This window comes from Polynucleobacter paneuropaeus, from assembly GCF_003261235.1.
Taxonomy (GTDB): Bacteria; Pseudomonadota; Gammaproteobacteria; order Burkholderiales; family Burkholderiaceae; genus Polynucleobacter; species Polynucleobacter paneuropaeus.
Window position 1 is genome coordinate 363,545 of record NZ_CP030085.1, and the last position, 15,328, is coordinate 378,872.

19 protein-coding genes are annotated in these 15,328 nt (G+C 44.0%); 10 read left to right on the plus strand and 9 right to left on the minus strand.

The genetic code is table 11. The features are described from left to right. The first annotated feature begins 10 nt into the window (after positions 1-10). Together Pas1_RS01955 and Pas1_RS01960 are read left to right on the plus strand one after the other, a co-directional pair. Positions 11-1,366: a BCD family MFS transporter gene (locus Pas1_RS01955; RefSeq protein WP_112294355.1), complete on the plus strand. Its 1,356-nt coding sequence runs from the start codon at positions 11-13 to the stop codon at positions 1,364-1,366. A 43-nt stretch (positions 1,367-1,409) separates the two neighbouring features. Next, positions 1,410-2,612, plus strand: a complete 1,203-nt coding sequence (locus tag Pas1_RS01960; RefSeq protein ID WP_112294356.1) for a geranylgeranyl diphosphate reductase — start codon at positions 1,410-1,412, stop codon at positions 2,610-2,612. A 165-nt stretch (positions 2,613-2,777) separates the two neighbouring features. Here Pas1_RS01960 and Pas1_RS01965 read toward each other — a convergent pair whose 3' ends face one another. From Pas1_RS01965 to Pas1_RS01980, 4 genes are read right to left on the minus strand one after another with little or no spacing between them, the layout of a single operon-like run. Further along, positions 2,778-3,341 carry a lipocalin family protein gene (locus Pas1_RS01965; RefSeq protein WP_112294357.1) on the minus strand — a complete coding sequence of 188 codons (564 nt, stop codon included), beginning with the start codon at positions 3,339-3,341 and terminating at the stop codon, positions 2,778-2,780. Positions 3,342-3,369: 28 nt separating this feature from the next. After that, a complete protein-coding gene (locus tag Pas1_RS01970; protein WP_112294358.1) occupies positions 3,370-3,696 on the minus strand; it encodes a hypothetical protein in 327 nt (108 codons plus the stop codon). Between the two features lie 53 nt (positions 3,697-3,749). Further along, positions 3,750-4,334 (minus strand): NnrU family protein, encoded by a 585-nt coding sequence (locus Pas1_RS01975; RefSeq protein ID WP_112294359.1) that lies wholly within the window; start codon positions 4,332-4,334, stop codon positions 3,750-3,752. Positions 4,335-4,360: 26 nt separating this feature from the next. Beyond that, entirely contained in the window at positions 4,361-5,557 is a 1,197-nt protein-coding gene (locus Pas1_RS01980; protein WP_112294360.1) for a Coenzyme F420 hydrogenase/dehydrogenase, beta subunit C-terminal domain, read from the minus strand. A 125-nt stretch (positions 5,558-5,682) separates the two neighbouring features. Between Pas1_RS01980 and Pas1_RS01985 the strand changes: the two genes are divergently transcribed. Continuing rightward, positions 5,683-6,156 carry a glutathione peroxidase gene (locus tag Pas1_RS01985; RefSeq protein WP_112294361.1) on the plus strand — a complete coding sequence of 158 codons (474 nt, stop codon included), beginning with the start codon at positions 5,683-5,685 and terminating at the stop codon, positions 6,154-6,156. A gap of 42 nt (positions 6,157-6,198) precedes the next feature. Here Pas1_RS01985 and Pas1_RS09595 read toward each other — a convergent pair whose 3' ends face one another. The 5 genes from Pas1_RS09595 to pufB form a co-directional block, all read right to left on the minus strand. After that, positions 6,199-6,354: a hypothetical protein gene (locus tag Pas1_RS09595; protein ID WP_158525978.1), complete on the minus strand. Its 156-nt coding sequence runs from the start codon at positions 6,352-6,354 to the stop codon at positions 6,199-6,201. Further along, positions 6,351-6,533 carry a hypothetical protein gene (locus Pas1_RS01990; RefSeq protein ID WP_112294362.1) on the minus strand — a complete coding sequence of 61 codons (183 nt, stop codon included), beginning with the start codon at positions 6,531-6,533 and terminating at the stop codon, positions 6,351-6,353. The genes Pas1_RS09595 and Pas1_RS01990 overlap by 4 nt, the downstream gene beginning before the upstream one ends. Before the next feature lie 239 nt (positions 6,534-6,772). Then, entirely contained in the window at positions 6,773-8,185 is a 1,413-nt protein-coding gene (locus Pas1_RS01995) for a PucC family protein (RefSeq protein WP_112294363.1), read from the minus strand. A gap of 88 nt (positions 8,186-8,273) precedes the next feature. Then, positions 8,274-8,477, minus strand: a complete 204-nt coding sequence (locus Pas1_RS02000) for a light-harvesting protein (protein WP_112294364.1) — start codon at positions 8,475-8,477, stop codon at positions 8,274-8,276. 15 nt (positions 8,478-8,492) lie between these two features. After that, a complete protein-coding gene (pufB, locus tag Pas1_RS02005; protein ID WP_112294365.1) occupies positions 8,493-8,636 on the minus strand; it encodes a light-harvesting antenna LH1, beta subunit in 144 nt (47 codons plus the stop codon). A gap of 320 nt (positions 8,637-8,956) precedes the next feature. Here pufB and Pas1_RS09600 point away from each other — a divergent pair, with 320 nt between their 5' ends. The 7 genes from Pas1_RS09600 (at position 8,957) to Pas1_RS02040 (ending at position 15,275) form a co-directional block, all read left to right on the plus strand. Further along, positions 8,957-9,094 (plus strand): hypothetical protein, encoded by a 138-nt coding sequence (locus tag Pas1_RS09600; protein WP_158525979.1) that lies wholly within the window; start codon positions 8,957-8,959, stop codon positions 9,092-9,094. A 36-nt stretch (positions 9,095-9,130) separates the two neighbouring features. After that, positions 9,131-9,370 carry a hypothetical protein gene (locus Pas1_RS02015; protein ID WP_112294367.1) on the plus strand — a complete coding sequence of 80 codons (240 nt, stop codon included), beginning with the start codon at positions 9,131-9,133 and terminating at the stop codon, positions 9,368-9,370. 138 nt (positions 9,371-9,508) lie between these two features. Then, positions 9,509-10,810: a glutamyl-tRNA reductase gene (gene hemA, locus Pas1_RS02020; protein WP_112294368.1), complete on the plus strand. Its 1,302-nt coding sequence runs from the start codon at positions 9,509-9,511 to the stop codon at positions 10,808-10,810. A gap of 16 nt (positions 10,811-10,826) precedes the next feature. After that, complete coding sequence (gene dxs / locus Pas1_RS02025) at positions 10,827-12,704, plus strand: 1-deoxy-D-xylulose-5-phosphate synthase (RefSeq protein ID WP_112295147.1); 1,878 nt, start codon at positions 10,827-10,829, stop codon at positions 12,702-12,704. Between the two features lie 13 nt (positions 12,705-12,717). Continuing rightward, the gene (locus Pas1_RS09815) at positions 12,718-13,158 is read left to right on the plus strand and encodes a coenzyme F420 hydrogenase/dehydrogenase beta subunit N-terminal domain-containing protein (RefSeq protein ID WP_112294369.1); all 441 of its coding nucleotides are present in this window, start codon (positions 12,718-12,720) and stop codon (positions 13,156-13,158) included. Between the two features lie 164 nt (positions 13,159-13,322). Then, positions 13,323-13,775, plus strand: coding sequence for a hypothetical protein (locus Pas1_RS02035; protein WP_192874757.1), 453 nt, complete (start codon positions 13,323-13,325; stop codon positions 13,773-13,775). Positions 13,776-13,829: 54 nt separating this feature from the next. Further along, positions 13,830-15,275, plus strand: a complete 1,446-nt coding sequence (locus Pas1_RS02040) for an amino acid permease (protein WP_112294370.1) — start codon at positions 13,830-13,832, stop codon at positions 15,273-15,275. Positions 15,276-15,328: the final 53 nt, after the last annotated feature.

Genomic DNA, 15,328 nt, shown 5'->3' on the forward strand with positions numbered 1-15,328 from the left:
TCAGGCAACCATGAACACTTCCGAATCCACCTATCTCACTTGGCCTCAAATTGCACGGCTTGGTTTAGTCCAAGCGTCTTTGGGATCGATTGTGGTGCTAACTACTTCACTGTTAAATCGCGTGATGGTAGTTGAGCTAGCTCTACCAGCAATCCTGCCGGGTGCATTGGTGGCGATTCATTATTTTATTCAGTTAATACGCCCACGCATGGGTTTTGGCTCTGACCAAACTCGCAGAGCCACTCCATGGATTCGGGGTGGGATATTGGTGCTGGCTTGCGGTGGAGTTTTGGCTGCGGCTTCAACAATCTTATTGAGTAGCTCAGTTGTACTGGGTATTGCGCTGGCTACAGTTGCCTTTTTAATGATTGGTATTGGCGTTAGCTCTAGCGGCACTGCGTTATTAGTTCTTTTGGCGAAACGCGTGGAGCCTAAAAAGAAGGCTGCAGCTGCTACTTGCGTTTGGTTGATGATGATTTTTGGTTTTGCATTTACGGCCAGTGTCAGTGGAAAGTTTCTGACGCCATTTTCATTTGAGCGTCTATTAATAGTGTCATCAACTGTCTCTGTGATTGCTGTGGCAGTTACATTCTTGGCAATTTGGGGAATGGAGTCTCCAGTGTTGAAGGCCAAACAGTCAATCGCTAATGTAGTTGAAGCGCAGTCAGAAGTGACGCCTACCAAAGCAAACTTTCGTGAAGCCTTTGCTGAGGTTTGGAAAGAAGGCAGGGTACGTTCTTTTACCTGGTTTGTCTTTGTATCTATGTTGGCTTATAGCTCACAGGACTTGATCTTGGAGCCTTTTGCTGCGGTCGCATTTGGCTTTACTCCTGCAGAAACAACCTCCTTGTCTGGCATACAAAATGGCGGCGTACTTCTGGGAATGCTTGCCTTAGCTTTTATTACGAGCAAAGCCAAATCTCAGTCTTTAACTTCATTAAGTAATTGGACTATTGGTGGTTGCCTGGCTTCAGCATTGGCAATGTTGGGTCTTGTTTTATCAGGCCCTATTGAAAGCGTGACTTTCTTTAAGGCGGCTGTTTTCTTGTTAGGCATTTTTAATGGCGCTTTTTCTATTGCCGCTATTGGATCAATGATGCAATTTGCCAGCATCGGTAGCGCGCAGCGTGAAGGTATTCGCATGGGTATTTGGGGGGCATCGCAAGCGATGGCCTTTGGTTTAGGTGGAATTATTGGAACTGGCTTAAGCGATATCGCTAGGATTGTTTTAGGTGATCCTGCTTCTGCGTATGCTTTTGTGTTTTTTCTGGAAGGTGTTTTATTTGTTGTGGCTGCCTACCTGTCATTTCAGACGCGTGCGCAAAAACAAACAAACGAACTATCAAAGCAATTGGTTGGCGTGTAATTTATCAATGATGAAGTAATGCACTCAATATATGGAGATCAGAATGAGTACTTTAGAAACTTTTGATGTCGTAGTTGTTGGCGGTGGCCCTACTGGAGCTACTGCTGCAAGTGACCTTGCTAAGAAAGGTCGAAAAGTACTCTTATTGGATCGGATGGGCCGAATTAAACCTTGCGGTGGGGCTATCCCTCCACGCTTAATTAAGGATTTTGAAATCCCTGATGAGCTTTTAGTCGCCAAGGCCAATTGCGCCAGAATGATTGCGCCATCAGATAAGGCGGTAGATATGCATATTGAGGGCGGCTTTGTAGGGATGGTCGACCGCGATAAGTTTGATGAGTTTTTGCGTGTCCGTGCTGCCAATGATGGAGCCGAGAGAAGAACGGGCATATTTGAGAAAATCACTAGAGATCAAGATGGAGTCTCAGTCATTCACTATGCTGTGCGTGGTAAGCATGGCTCACCTGACACAACCGTATCGGTACGTGCTAGGGCAGTGATTGGTGCCGATGGCGCCAAATCAGGAGTCGGACGCCAGGCCATTCCAGGTGCAAAGGATGTGGAATACGTCTTCGCCTATCACGAGATCGTTAAGGTTCCTGAAAACCCGCCAGCAGGTTTTGACGGTACCCGCTGCGATGTGTTTTATCAGGGTGCTTTATCCCCCGACTTTTATGGCTGGATATTCCCGCATGGTAATACCATGAGCATTGGTACAGGAACTGCTGATAAAGGCTTTTCCTTGCGTAGCGCAGTCACCGCTCTTAAAAAGCAGACTGGTCTTGAGAATGCTGAAATGCTGCGACACGAAGGTGCGCCGCTTCCAATGAAGCCCTTAAAGAAATGGGATAACGGTAGGGATGTAGTGTTGGCTGGTGATGCTGCAGGCGTAGTAGCTCCGGCTTCGGGTGAAGGGATTTACTACGGAATGTATGGTGGTCGTGTTGCTGCTGAGGCAGTAGAAGAGCTACTCGTTACTGGTAATGGCAAGGTTTTGGCAAAAGCCCGCAAAAAATTTATGAAAGAACACGGTACCGTGTTCTTAGTTCTCGGAATCATGCAGCGTTTTTGGTACAACAACGACAAACGTCGCGAGCGCTTTGTCAAAATGTGTGAAGATAAAGATGTGCAGCGCTTAACCTTTGAATCCTATATGAATAAGAAGCTTGTACGCCGTGACCCTATGGCGCACATAAAGATTTTCTTTAAAGATACCGCCCATTTATTGGGTTTTGCAAAAGTCTAAGCTGTAGTACCCATTAATTAGTCTTAACTACTGAAGGGAAGTAAAAATGAAAGATAACAGCGCAACAACTTTAAGAAATAAAACTGGAAAATTATATCTGCTTGGCATCGTTGCATTTTCAGGCTTGATTATCGGAATTACCTTTATCAAATTCCTATTCTCCGTTTAATTTTGGGGTGTCAGGCTCAGCTGCTCAAGACTGAAGCCGTTGTCATTCACTAGGCGATTCAGAAGCGCCTGATATTTTTTGGGCTCTACCGTCTTGGTGCGGGAGAGAATCCAGAGATATTTTCTTCCAGGGTCGCTCACAGCGGCCAATTGGTATTCGGGATCGATATCGATTACCCAATAATCTCCCCAGACCATAGGCAGAAACCCAAGCCATGCTGGTGCAAAGCGAACCTCTAGAGTGGGTGAGGTGGAGTCACCAATCTGTCTTGCGGTTCCAAGTGCCTCGCCTTTTTCGCCATTCTCAAATGTGCAGCGATTGGTAACACTCACATTGCCATCTTCCTTGATCTTATAGGTGGCATTGGTATCGGCTATACATTTTCTTTGAAACCAATTTGGAAATTTGGCAATCTCATACCAAGTACCTTGATAGCGTGGCACATCGAGTGATGCAATAGTTTTGATGGGCTCAACTGGCTTTTGGCTGCCTTGTGCAATCGCTGTAGTGTGAATTAAGCTAAAAGCCAGTAGGCTAATAATAGAATAAGTGATTTTCATGATGCCTCCAAAGAAGAGAATGTTTCGGCTATAAAGATTTTAGTTGGGTTGTACACGACGTAATACGCTCTTCAGAGTTGCGTAATTGAATCAACTCATTTCCCATTTTATTGATTTTAAGCTGCCCAATTTGTGGATTAAAACGCATGATGATTTGATAAAAATCTTTTACCTCTAAGAGGTTAATCTTGGATTCCTTACCTTCATAGTACATTGCTGCATCGAGCGAACCCTTAGTAATTTCAATCTTAAGGGGGCTGCCATTCAGCGAGCATGATAGCGACTTATTTTGACTTTCTATGGCCTCTATTTTTGGAGCTTGAGAGTCACATCCCCATAAAACCAGAGTCAACATGAGACCGATGAATCTTGATCTAGTGTTCATGTTGACCGATTTAAAGATAGCGCTCAAGATAGTTGGGCGAGAGGAGAGACTCCGATTAAGTATTGGTGCAACCCAAATATGAAAACTACCCAAAGAATTACCCCAGAAGCAATGGTAATCATCGTTGCCTTTGTGCTGATTTCAGCCTGTTGAGGCATATGAATAGGGCGTTTTCTGGCTGAACGAAAATCCAGTACAGCCCACAGTAAAAAAGACCCAAATAGGATGAGATCTACTAAGGTGCCATTGGATATCAAATGCGCAAGTGCCCAAACTTTAACTCCCAAAATCATGGGGTGCTTGAGTTTGAGGCGAATCGCATTATTTGAAGGCGAGCTTCCTGCTAGGAAAATAAATGCGACTAGGTTAAGCGCTAGAGCGATATAAATGAGTAATGCATTGGGTTGCCACAAAACTAGTGTGTTTTGCCTTGCTTGACCATAGCCAATCACCATGATGATGAATCCAACCAAGGAGACGATGGTGTACAAACCTTTCCATTTTACTTCGCCGATGCGATCAATCATATGATTGCGCCATGACTCTGCAAAGATGCGACAAGAGTGGCTAGCTAGAAAAATGATAAGGCCGATGAGGAATAAAGCCATGGAATGCTCCAAAGAGAAAATGGGGTTTAGGGTTTATGAATTTCTTGTTCGCTCGGTTTAATACCGTAAGGCTCTACTAATGGCCAAATATGTTTCGGAATCATGGAACCCATTTTTGCGGGCTGCTCTCTTCTGAGGTGAAGTACTGTTTCAATTGCTTTCATTTCTACGCGCGTTCTAGCAAACTCCAAGCCACGCGGGCCGACTTTAGGCATCAACCAACCCACAATGGGTCTTAACCAATTCGGCATTTTTCGCAAAGGGAGTCCACCAGCGGCACGCTCGACGTTTTTCATGAACCCCACTACAGCTGAATGCCGTTTACCAGCGCTTCCCGGTTCGGAGGTGCGTACTTCATCTCCCAGTAATCCTAGCAATTCTTCGCCGCGTTGATTGCGAACAATGAGCCATTGTTCGCCCTGGCCCCCCATATAGCCCACTGTGATATCAGACAACACATTGGTGTAGTCAACACAGGTGCGGCAGGTTAATGGAAAGAAATCATTCGGCAAAGTGGAGAGTGGTAATTGCAGAAATGGGATCTCTCTCTTCTTGCCATTTTTAAAGCGAACCTCTACGTGGTAATCCGCCCTAAATTCAAGATAGTTAATTTCTTCTGGCTCTGAGCTAATCAGCGACAAGAAATGATGAAAGTTTTCTGTCGTTGTATTGTCTGAACAGGGTGTGCCAATGACATACAACTTTTCTAGGCCAAGCTCTTTTTCTAGTGCTCTTAAGGCGTAAACCTGGCAGGGGATACCAATGACCGCTATTTTCTTGTAACCCTTGGCAATGGCTGGCTCTAAGAGAGACAGTAGTGGCGCATATCCCATTCTCATGCCACGACATTTAGCCATATCAGTTGCTTTATCGATGATGATGGGCAATGGCTTCCAGCGATCGTTAGGATCTTCGGTCATGGTTAGAATGGCATCAACTGCGCCAGTCTCCAATAAGCGTTCACCAATGCGGGTGGTAATGCCGGTCCACTGTGCGCCTGTGCTCGGATTTTTTAATCCTGCGCGGAGCATCTTGGTGAATGGACCAAAATGGAGTTCATCCGGTCGGTTCAAGTCTCTTGGCCTGCCGTGAACCTGAGTTTCTAATTCGGGGTATTTGGGCTTGATGAACTGGCAGGCATCACCACAGCGTTTTGGATTGCTGCTGCGAGAGATGCCGCAGTCTGTACACAAACTACGATACGGTGCTGTGTCTGTAGTCACGCAAGCCTTTAATAATCTTTATAGTTTAAGGGGCAAAGCTATATAGCTAAAGCTTCATAATCCATTTATTATGAACTGAGTATAGAGTATTTGCAGACCACTTTAATCCTCTTGGAGAATGAAATATGTTGCCGAATATCCCCCTAAAAAGACTCAATGGAGCCCAAGAAAATCTGCAGGATTATGCCGGCAAAGTTCTCCTCATTGTCAATGTGGCCAGTCGCTGCGGGTTTACACCACAATACCGAGATTTACAGAATCTCTATGAAGAAAATAAGGCTCATGGCCTAGAAATTTTAGGCTTTCCCTGCAATCAATTTGGGGCTCAAGAACCTGGCTCAGCTGAGGAAATTGGACAATTTTGCAGCGCTAATTATGGCGTGACATTTCCGATGTTTGAGAAGGTGGATGTGAATGGTGACAGCACCCATCCCTTATATGCCTATTTAAAAGAGCATGCTCCAGGCATTCTGGGAACTGCCGGTATTAAGTGGAATTTCACTAAATTTCTGGTAAGCAAAGATGGTGAATCAGTCACACGCCTTGCATCTGCAGATGGCGCAAGCAAGATGTCGGCTGCGATCAAAAAACTGCTGTAGTTTTAAAGTGGCCTGATGAGTATTACTTCAAGCAAGTAGTACTCACTTCTTTTTCTTCTGTTCGGAATCTAGCCATTCATTGACATCGGGGAAAGCGTCTTGCACCTCTCCCATAAATTCTCGGACCATGTAATAAAGGCCAGCAATTAATAGGCTGAAAACAAAGATGGATACGAGGAGTAATGTTGTATTACTCATTTTTTACGATTCAATAATGCGGATAATTTGAAATAAATCCCAAAGCAAAATATTGAGGGTACCCAGAGCGCAGTAAAAATGGACTGCTCTCGATCTTCGACCACAAACCATAAATAGGCCGAGGTAAAGAAAGAAATCACCACTGCCATGAGAATGAAGTAATCTGATTTTTTAAACATAGTCACTCCTTCACTTCGTTATTAAAATAGTCGCCAATTCCGTAGCCAATTGCGCTGAGGAGGCATCCTATGATAGCGCAGCTACCCAATACGCGAATGCCAGAAGAAAGGCCAAAAGCGAATATTTCTATAGAAATGAAGTCCCACAAGCCCAAGGTAATCAATATAAAACTAATGGAGCTGATGAAGAACCCAAAAAATATTAAAACCTTTTCAATTAATTGCGGTAACTTAGTCAATTAGGCTACCGATTCCACGGGCTTAGTGGGCCAAGTAAAGTTGGCCATTGCCGCTATGGTGATGAAAAGCAGGATGATTTCTAGTAGATAGACGCCGCAATATCCCGTTGCTGGACTATTGAGGTCGGCACCGAAATAATTTCTGGAGGCCATGCCTGCCAAAATATCCCGAAATATTCCTCCTACACCTACCGCAATTCCGGCGGCAGTTGCTTGTACAGCTCCCCAGGCGCCCAATGCTAAGCCACTTTGATTTTCAGGAGCGTATCTCATGGTGGCAGTTAAGGTGCCATGACTAAATAGCCCGTTGCCAAACCCAATCAAGACAACGCCCACAATAAAAATGAGTGTGCTGTCTAAAGGTGCAGCTACGATCACCAGAATGAATGCGGGAATACCAATCTTTGCACCATTGCTAGCCATCTTAAAAGGGTCGTAACCAGCACTTAATACTTTTGAGGCAATGCTAAAGCCAAATAAACAGCCAATGGCTAAAGTGGCAGTTAACACGGTAGTGGCGCTTACACTCATATTGAGTAATTCACCGCCATAAGGCTCCAGCAAGACATCATTCATGCTAAAGGCCATCGTGCCAAAGCCAACAGCAATTAAGCGACGAACGGCTTGCCCACCTTCTTTAAAGGTAGCCCAAGACTCTTTAAAGTTTTGCTCTCTTGCTACTTGCGCTCTAGCGCGCGCTTCCTCGCGACTTTCTTGTTTCCAAAGTGCGATAGCGTTCAAGATAATCGTCACCACAGCACTGCCTTGAATCACTTGTATTAAGCGCCCTGGACTGTACTCTTCCAGTACTTGACCAAAAATAAGTGCGCTACCAATCATGCCGATTAATAACATCACAAACATCAGACCAACAATATTGGGTTGTGCTTTCGGTGGCGCAAGATCACAAGCTAAGGCAAGGCCTACTGTTTGAGTGGTGTGAATACCAGCGCCAACAAATAAAAATGATAGTGCTGCAGCAGCTAATCCAATCCATGCCGGCGCTTCACTGGCATTGCCTGCACCTGCTAAGACCAACAAAGCAAAAGGCATGATAGCTAGGCCGCCAAATTGCACCATCGTTCCCATCCAAATATAAGGAACCCGACGCCAACCGAGGGCGGATTTATGAGTGTCAGAGCGAAAGCCAATCAAGGCTCTAATAGGGGCAAAAATAATGGGTAATGCAACCATGATTGACACCAATGATGCGGGTACGTGTAGCTCCACAATCATTACGCGATTTAAGGTGCCAACCAATAGCACGAGGGCCATGCCTACCGATACTTGAAATAGGGATAGCCTGAGTAATCTAGCGAGCGGTAATTCAGCAGTAGCAGCGTCTGCAAAAGGTAAAAAGCGTGGGCCTAAATTAGCCCAGGTACTGATAAGTTTTTTGCTAAAACGATTCATTTAAAACTTAGTTTAACTGAGGGATCTGCAAAACAAAAAAAATAAGACCTAGATCGAATGATCCAGGTCTTATGAGACAAGATAAAACTTATTTTTGCGCTGATGGTGCCATAGGCGCCGCAGCAACGGATCCAGCTTTAGCAGCCTTACCGCCCTCTAAAAAAGCTTTCACCCAAGTTGTATTGTTAAGTAATGCCAAATGAACTGAAAAAGAACCAACGGCTACTGCACCCAAAAATAATGGGATACCAACTGTTGGCTTTACTACTGTCCACATTTTTCCGTAGATCATCTTAAGCTCCTTAAATTACTTCAACCAAGGTGAATAGATGTAAGCAAGTAAATGGGCAAGTGCTGCGATCATCCCAAAAAATTGCGTACCTTGTATGAGGTTGCGATGCAACTCTTCCGCCTCCTCAACACTCAGACCTGTAAGAGTGTTATTTGTCATAGCGTTTCCTCTCAAATCTAACTGCGTCGTGCTAACCCACACGAGGGCACTGAATAACCTTCTGTACTACAGGGTGAATTTTATACCAATGTGTACAAAAAAATATACAGTTTTATGGGTAATTTCCCTTACAAGTTCTTTTATTGCAGTGCAAAATAACTTGCTCATCACGCTAATTTTTAGGGCTTGTTTAATCTGGATGGGATATAGAATGATTCTCTTTAAAGGCTGTTTTGGGGTGTCAAAGCAGTCAAACTAGTGAGTGCTTTGCCATGATAAAAATGCTATTTGAGATCGCTTGCGCCGCAGTTGGATTTGCCATGTCCCTGTTATTCGCCAAGCAACTGGATCTGGGAACTGTGCCTGCAGTATTTATGGGGCTGATGGGGGCAATCTTTGCATTTATTCTTGCTCAAGGCCTTACAAGCTTCATATTTCGTATACTCAGACGAGATTAATTTGGGGCTCAGCCTCTTTAACCATAAGGATAAGTGATGAAAGAGCAATCTGTACCTGGACAAGTAGACGCAAAATTGAAAAGAACCCTGCTTTGGCTCAAATTTGCCATTGTTGTATTTCCCTTGGCATTCATTGGCCAGATCTGGATTCTCTATCAAGAGTATTCCTTTACAAATCTCGTCTTTGTGCTGATTACAGCTTTAGCCTTGTATTCCACTATTAATTCGTACAAAAAATTTAAAGCCTACGAAGCTGCTACCAAGAATCAGGAGTAGTGGCCCTTATGGGGGTTTTCCCTATTAGGTGATACTCAAATAGGTGTCAATCTTGATTGACATATTGCGAATCAAGAGGAAGAATCATTTCTATGATTTTTCTTGATCCGTCCAAGCTATTTTTAAATAGCCACTAGCATGCAAATACTGAATCTTGGTGTCAATCATCACACCGCTCCAATTGACATTCGGGAGAGGGTTGCTATTGCCCCGGAACATTTGCAGGATTCCTTATTGGATCTTCGTAATCATTTGAAGGGGAAGTATTCAGATTTGACGCCAGAGGTAACCATTTTATCTACCTGCAATCGCATGGAGATTTATTGTGCGGCTAATGACGCTACTTATCCTGATCATTATTTAGAGGAGCGCACTTTTGATTGGCTAGCTGCTCAGAATAATGTCCATCAACATGAATTACGCCCCTACATCTATTCAGCTAAGGAAAGTGATGCAGTCAAACATGCTTTCAGGGTGGGCAGTGGTTTAGATTCAATGGTCTTAGGAGAAACTCAAATCCTAGGGCAAATGAAAAAGGCTATCGAAAATGCTAATCAAGTAGGTGCTTTGGGGGCTTACTTAAAACCGTTGTTTGACAAAACCTTTTCTGTAGCAAAAGTCGTTCGAGGTAATACCCAAATTGGTGCGCACTCAGTCTCTATGGCGGGCGCTTCCGTGAAATTGGTTGAGCGCATCTTTGGGAAAATGAGCCAATGCAGTGTTTTGTTTATTGGTGCTGGGGAGATGATCGGACTTTGCGCAAATCACTTTGCAGGAAAAAATCCGAAAAAGATTGCAATTTCAAACAGAACTGTTGACCGAGGCAACGACTTAATTAAAACTTTTTCCGATAAGAATTTACAAACTGAGGTATTTCCATTGGTTGACTTACCAAAGCAGTTGCATGAATACGATGTCGTGGTTTCTTGCACTGCTAGTTCGCTTCCAATCATTGGCATGGGAATGGTTAAAACAGCGCTTAAAGCTAGGCAATCTCGCCCTATTGTTCTGATAGATTTAGCAGTACCAAGAGATTTTGAGCCAGAAATCAAGAGTCTTAAAAATGCCTATCTTTACTCTATTGATGATCTTGGCGAAATAGTCAGCGCTGGCAAGGCCAACCGTCAAGATTGTATTGGTGATGCAGAAAAAATCATTGAAAGAGGCGTCATTGAGTTTTATGAAACCTTGGAGAAAAGGGCTGTTGTACCCATTATTAAGTCAATTCAGAACGTTGGTGAGCAATATCAAAAGATTGAGCTAGAAAAAGCAAGCAGAAGAATTGCGAATGGTGATGACCCAATGGTTGTACTTTCACATATGGCGATAGCACTTGCCAATAAATTTATGCATGCCCCAATTCATGCATTGAAGCAGTCTTCTGATGCGAATTTGGAAGAATATAAACAGATTATTTCTAAAATCTATTCATCTAAGTGAGTTGGCTATGCTCAAAATGACTAACCTCCTTGAAACCATATCCAACCCGCAAGACCTGAGGGAGCATGAGGTATCCAAGCTTCCTCAAATTGCGCGTGAGTTGCGAAACTTTATATTAAGTTCGGTTTCAAGTACTGGAGGACATCTCTCTTCTAACTTAGGAACTGTAGAGCTCGCCGTTGCACTTCATTATGTCTTTGATACCCCTTATGATCGTCTGATCTGGGATGTAGGTCATCAAAGTTATGCTCATAAAGTACTTACTGGTCGTAGGGAGGCCATGTCGGGCCTAAGACAGTTCGGCGGTATTTCAGGGTTTCCGAAGCGCAGCGAGAGTGAATATGATGCATTCGGAACTGCCCATTCATCTACCAGCATTTCAGCAGCTTTAGGAATGGCAGTAGCTGCTAAAACAAAAAATGAGAAGCGTAATGTAGTGGCCATTATTGGTGATGGTGCAATGAGTGCTGGTATGGCATTTGAGGCAATGAACAATGCTGGTGTGAATAAAAAAGTCCCGCTTATTGTCATTCTGAACGACAACGAGATGTCAATTTCACCGGCGGTAGGCGCATTGAACCGTTATCTAGTGAAGTTAATTTCTGGATCGATGTATGCCGCCACCAAGAGGGGAATCGATAAAGTACTCTCTGTAGCCCCACCCATTCGAGAATTTGCAAAAAGATTGGAAGGTCATGCAAAGGGGATGGTTGGACCAGCAACTATTTTTGAAGAGTTCGGATTTGATTATTACGGTCCAATAGATGGCCACGATTTAGATGTCTTAATTTCCACCCTACAAAACGTGAAAACCCTTGCCCAAACTGAGGGACCACAGTTCCTTCATGTCGTTACTAAAAAAGGCAAAGGATACTCATTAGCAGAGCAAGACCCCATTGCCTATCATGGTCCAAGCCCATTTGACCCGATAGCAGGGATTGTGACAAAGCCAGTGCTTAAGAAAACCTACACCCAAGTATTCGGTGAGTGGTTATGTGATATGGCACAGGCTGATGAGCGCCTCATCGCTATTACGCCTGCCATGCGTGAGGGCTCCGGATTAGTGGGGTTTGAGAAGCGTTTCCCTGATCGCTACTACGATGTTGGCATAGCGGAACAACATGCCGTTACCTTTGCGGCTGGAATTGCCTGTGAAGGGCTTAAGCCAGTAGTCGCGATTTATTCGACATTCTTACAGCGTGGCTACGATCAACTGATACATGACGTGACTTTACAAAACTTACCAATTGTATTTGCCATTGATCGAGCAGGGATGGTGGGCGCTGATGGGGCAACGCATGCCGGAGTATTTGATATCGCTTTTTTACGCTGCTTACCAAATTTAGTTCTGATGACACCATCCAATGAACAAGAATGTAGAGCAATGTTGACGACCGCCTTTAAACACGATGGCCCAGCAGCAGTGCGCTACCCACGTGGCTCTGGAGTTGGTCTAGAGACGGCAGATCAACCCTTAGAAGCCTTGCCTATTGGTAGAGGGCTCATAGTACGAAAAATCGATCAAGCTTTCCCTCAAAAGAAAAAAATTGCCTTTATTTGTTTTGGACCCATGTTGTATAGCGCATTATCGATTGCGCAAGAAATGAATGCCACCGTGGTGGATATGCGCTTTGTAAAGCCATTGGATGAAAACTTATTAATAGAAATTGCAGCCACTCATGACGGACTAGTCTTTATTGAGGATAGTGCTATTAAAGGTGGCGCTGGAAGCGCTTGTCTAGAGGTCTTATCAGAGCAGAATATCCAGATTGAATCTTTGTTGTTAGGGCTTCCAGATGAGTATGTGGAACATGGTGAGCTTGGCTTGCTGCTTGATAGCTATGGCCTATCTAAGGAAAAGATTCAACAAAGAGTGTTGGCACGATTTGCGTAGGGCTTGACTGAAGATGGTGTCAATTGATATTGCCCCATTTCGTGATTTATGCACTGATTGCGGGGTATCTCGAACTACGCAACCCAAACGTTGCGCAACTGCCTGTCAGTTTATTCAGCCGAATTATCCAAAATTCGAAACATTAGCTCACGGTAGGCAGCGTGCTACAGAGCATTCTGACGAAGTCTTTTTTGGACCATATTTGGAAATGTTTAGGGCTAGGTTAAAGGAGCCATTAAAGGGCGCCCAGTGGACGGGAATTATCACGCGACTTTGTGAGGTCTTACTGGAGCAAGGAGTTGTTGAAGCAGTAATCACCATGAGTTCTGATCCTGACGATCGTTGGAAGCCTGTCCCGGTGATCGTAACGAGACCTGAAGATATGGCGCAATGTAGAGGAATGAAGATGGGCTATGCCCCAATTATTCAATACCTCGGCTTGCTAAGCCATTAACTTCTGAGCTTGAGGTGAACCAATTACGCATTGCCGACATGGAGCAACTGCGTTATGTTTTTGACGTGGTTAGCTCAATAGCAAATGCGCTTACATCAAATGGAAAGTAACAAGTACCCTTAAATCGAATAAACTAGGCTCATTAATACCAAATGAGACATACAATGCAATTTATTAAATCGATAGTAATCATTTCCTCAGCATTATGGTTGGGTGGCTGCTCTGTATATATGGCCGCGCATCAGCCGTCCGAAAAAAATATCTCACTTTTTAAAGTAGGCACACCAAGAGATGTCTTAATTGCAGAATTTGGTGTTCCAACCTCTAGCGAGGTTAAGAATGGAAAGAAGTTTGAAATTTACCGCTTTACCCAAGGCTATAGCCAAGGAGCTAAAACAGCGCGCGCTTTAGCAGAGGGCACTGCAGACGTATTTACTCTAGGTATTACTGAGGTGATTACTACCCCGGTAGAAGCAATTAATGATGGTAATTTGACTGTGTATGAAGTGAGTTACGACAACAATGAGTGCGTAGATCAAGTGATCTTATTAACGCCAAGTTCAAATTCAACTGCTCCTGCTCAATCGAACATTCCCACTGCAGCTAAATCTCAGTAATTCCATAAAAATCAACTTTCCTCTTCACCTCTATTTTGATTGAGACGATCCCATATGGAAAAAAGTAAAGATCTTGAGCGCGGACTAGGCCAGCGCCATATTGAAATGATCGCCATTGGTGGTTGCATTGGAACCGGTCTTTTTATGGGCTCCGGTAAGGCAATCTCTTTGGCTGGCCCAGGGATTCTGTTTATCTACGCTTTAACAGGCTTCATCCTTTACTTTGTTATGCGAGCGATGGGCGAACTCTTACTCTATAACTTGGAGTACAAATCTTTTGTAGATTTCGCCGAAGATATTTTGGGACCGACTGCCGGCTTCTTTGTAGGCTGGTCTTATTGGTTTGTGTGGATCGTAGCGGCAATTGCAGAAATTATTGCGATTAGCGGCTACATCTCTTTTTGGCTCCCCAATTTACCCCATTGGATTTCAGCAGTTTGTATTATTTTGCTCTTGCTCACGCTAAATCTGCTGACTGTTAAAGCTTTTGGAGAGCTGGAATTTTGGATGGCCATCATTAAGGTCGTCGCGATCGTCGGATTGATTTTCTTAGGTCTGTATTTATGTGTGACTGGATTTGTATCTCCCACTGGAATTCAGGCTAAAGTGAGTAATCTTTGGTCTTATGGCGGCTTTATGCCGCATGGGGTTACGGGTTTACTTGCTGGCTTGCAGATGACGATTTTTGCTTTTGCTGGTATGGAAATCATTGGCACCATGATGGCTGAAACTCGAAATCCCAAAGTGATGTTGCCAGATGCAATCCATAAAATCCCCATGCGGATTATGATTTTTTATGTCGGCACAATCTTGGTTCTAATGATGGTAACGCCATGGACAGATATCTCTCCCGACGAAAGTCCATTTGTTGGCATGTTCTCTTTAATTGGCATGGTCAGCGCTGCATCTATTGTGAACTTGGTAGTGATTAGTTCTGCGACCTCATCGAGCAATAGTGGGATCTATGCGACTTCGCGGATGCTATATGGCTTAGCTAAGCAACACCATGCTCCTGCAGTATTTGGTAGGTTGTCATCCCATAAGATTCCATCGGGTGGTATTTTCTTGGGAACGGGACTGATTTTGTCAGCGGCATTAATTCTTACTAACACTCAGTCAATGATGTCTGCTTTTGAATTGGTTGGTAGCGTTGCGGCGATCATCTTCATCTTCATCTGGTCAATGATCCTGATTGCGTATCTTGTATATTGCAAGCGTCTACCGCAAGCTCACGATGAGTCTGAGTTCAAGATGCCTTTGAGTAAAACCATGCCTTACGTTTCTTTTGCCTTCTTTGCGATTGTTATCTATGCCCTTTCTTTGAGTGAAGATACTCGTATTGCACTATACGCATTGCCGATATGGTTTTTGGTACTTGGCCTGATTTACTTCTTCAAAACGCGTAACAATCCTTATCACCAAAAGTTTGTTGAGCAATTTCGTGAAAAAGTAATCGCTCAAAATGCAGCTGCTGAGGAATATCGAGCGAGAGCGCGCTAGAGCAGTAGCCTTTCTATCAGTATTGGTAGTTGAGTAATCTGATCAAGCAATTG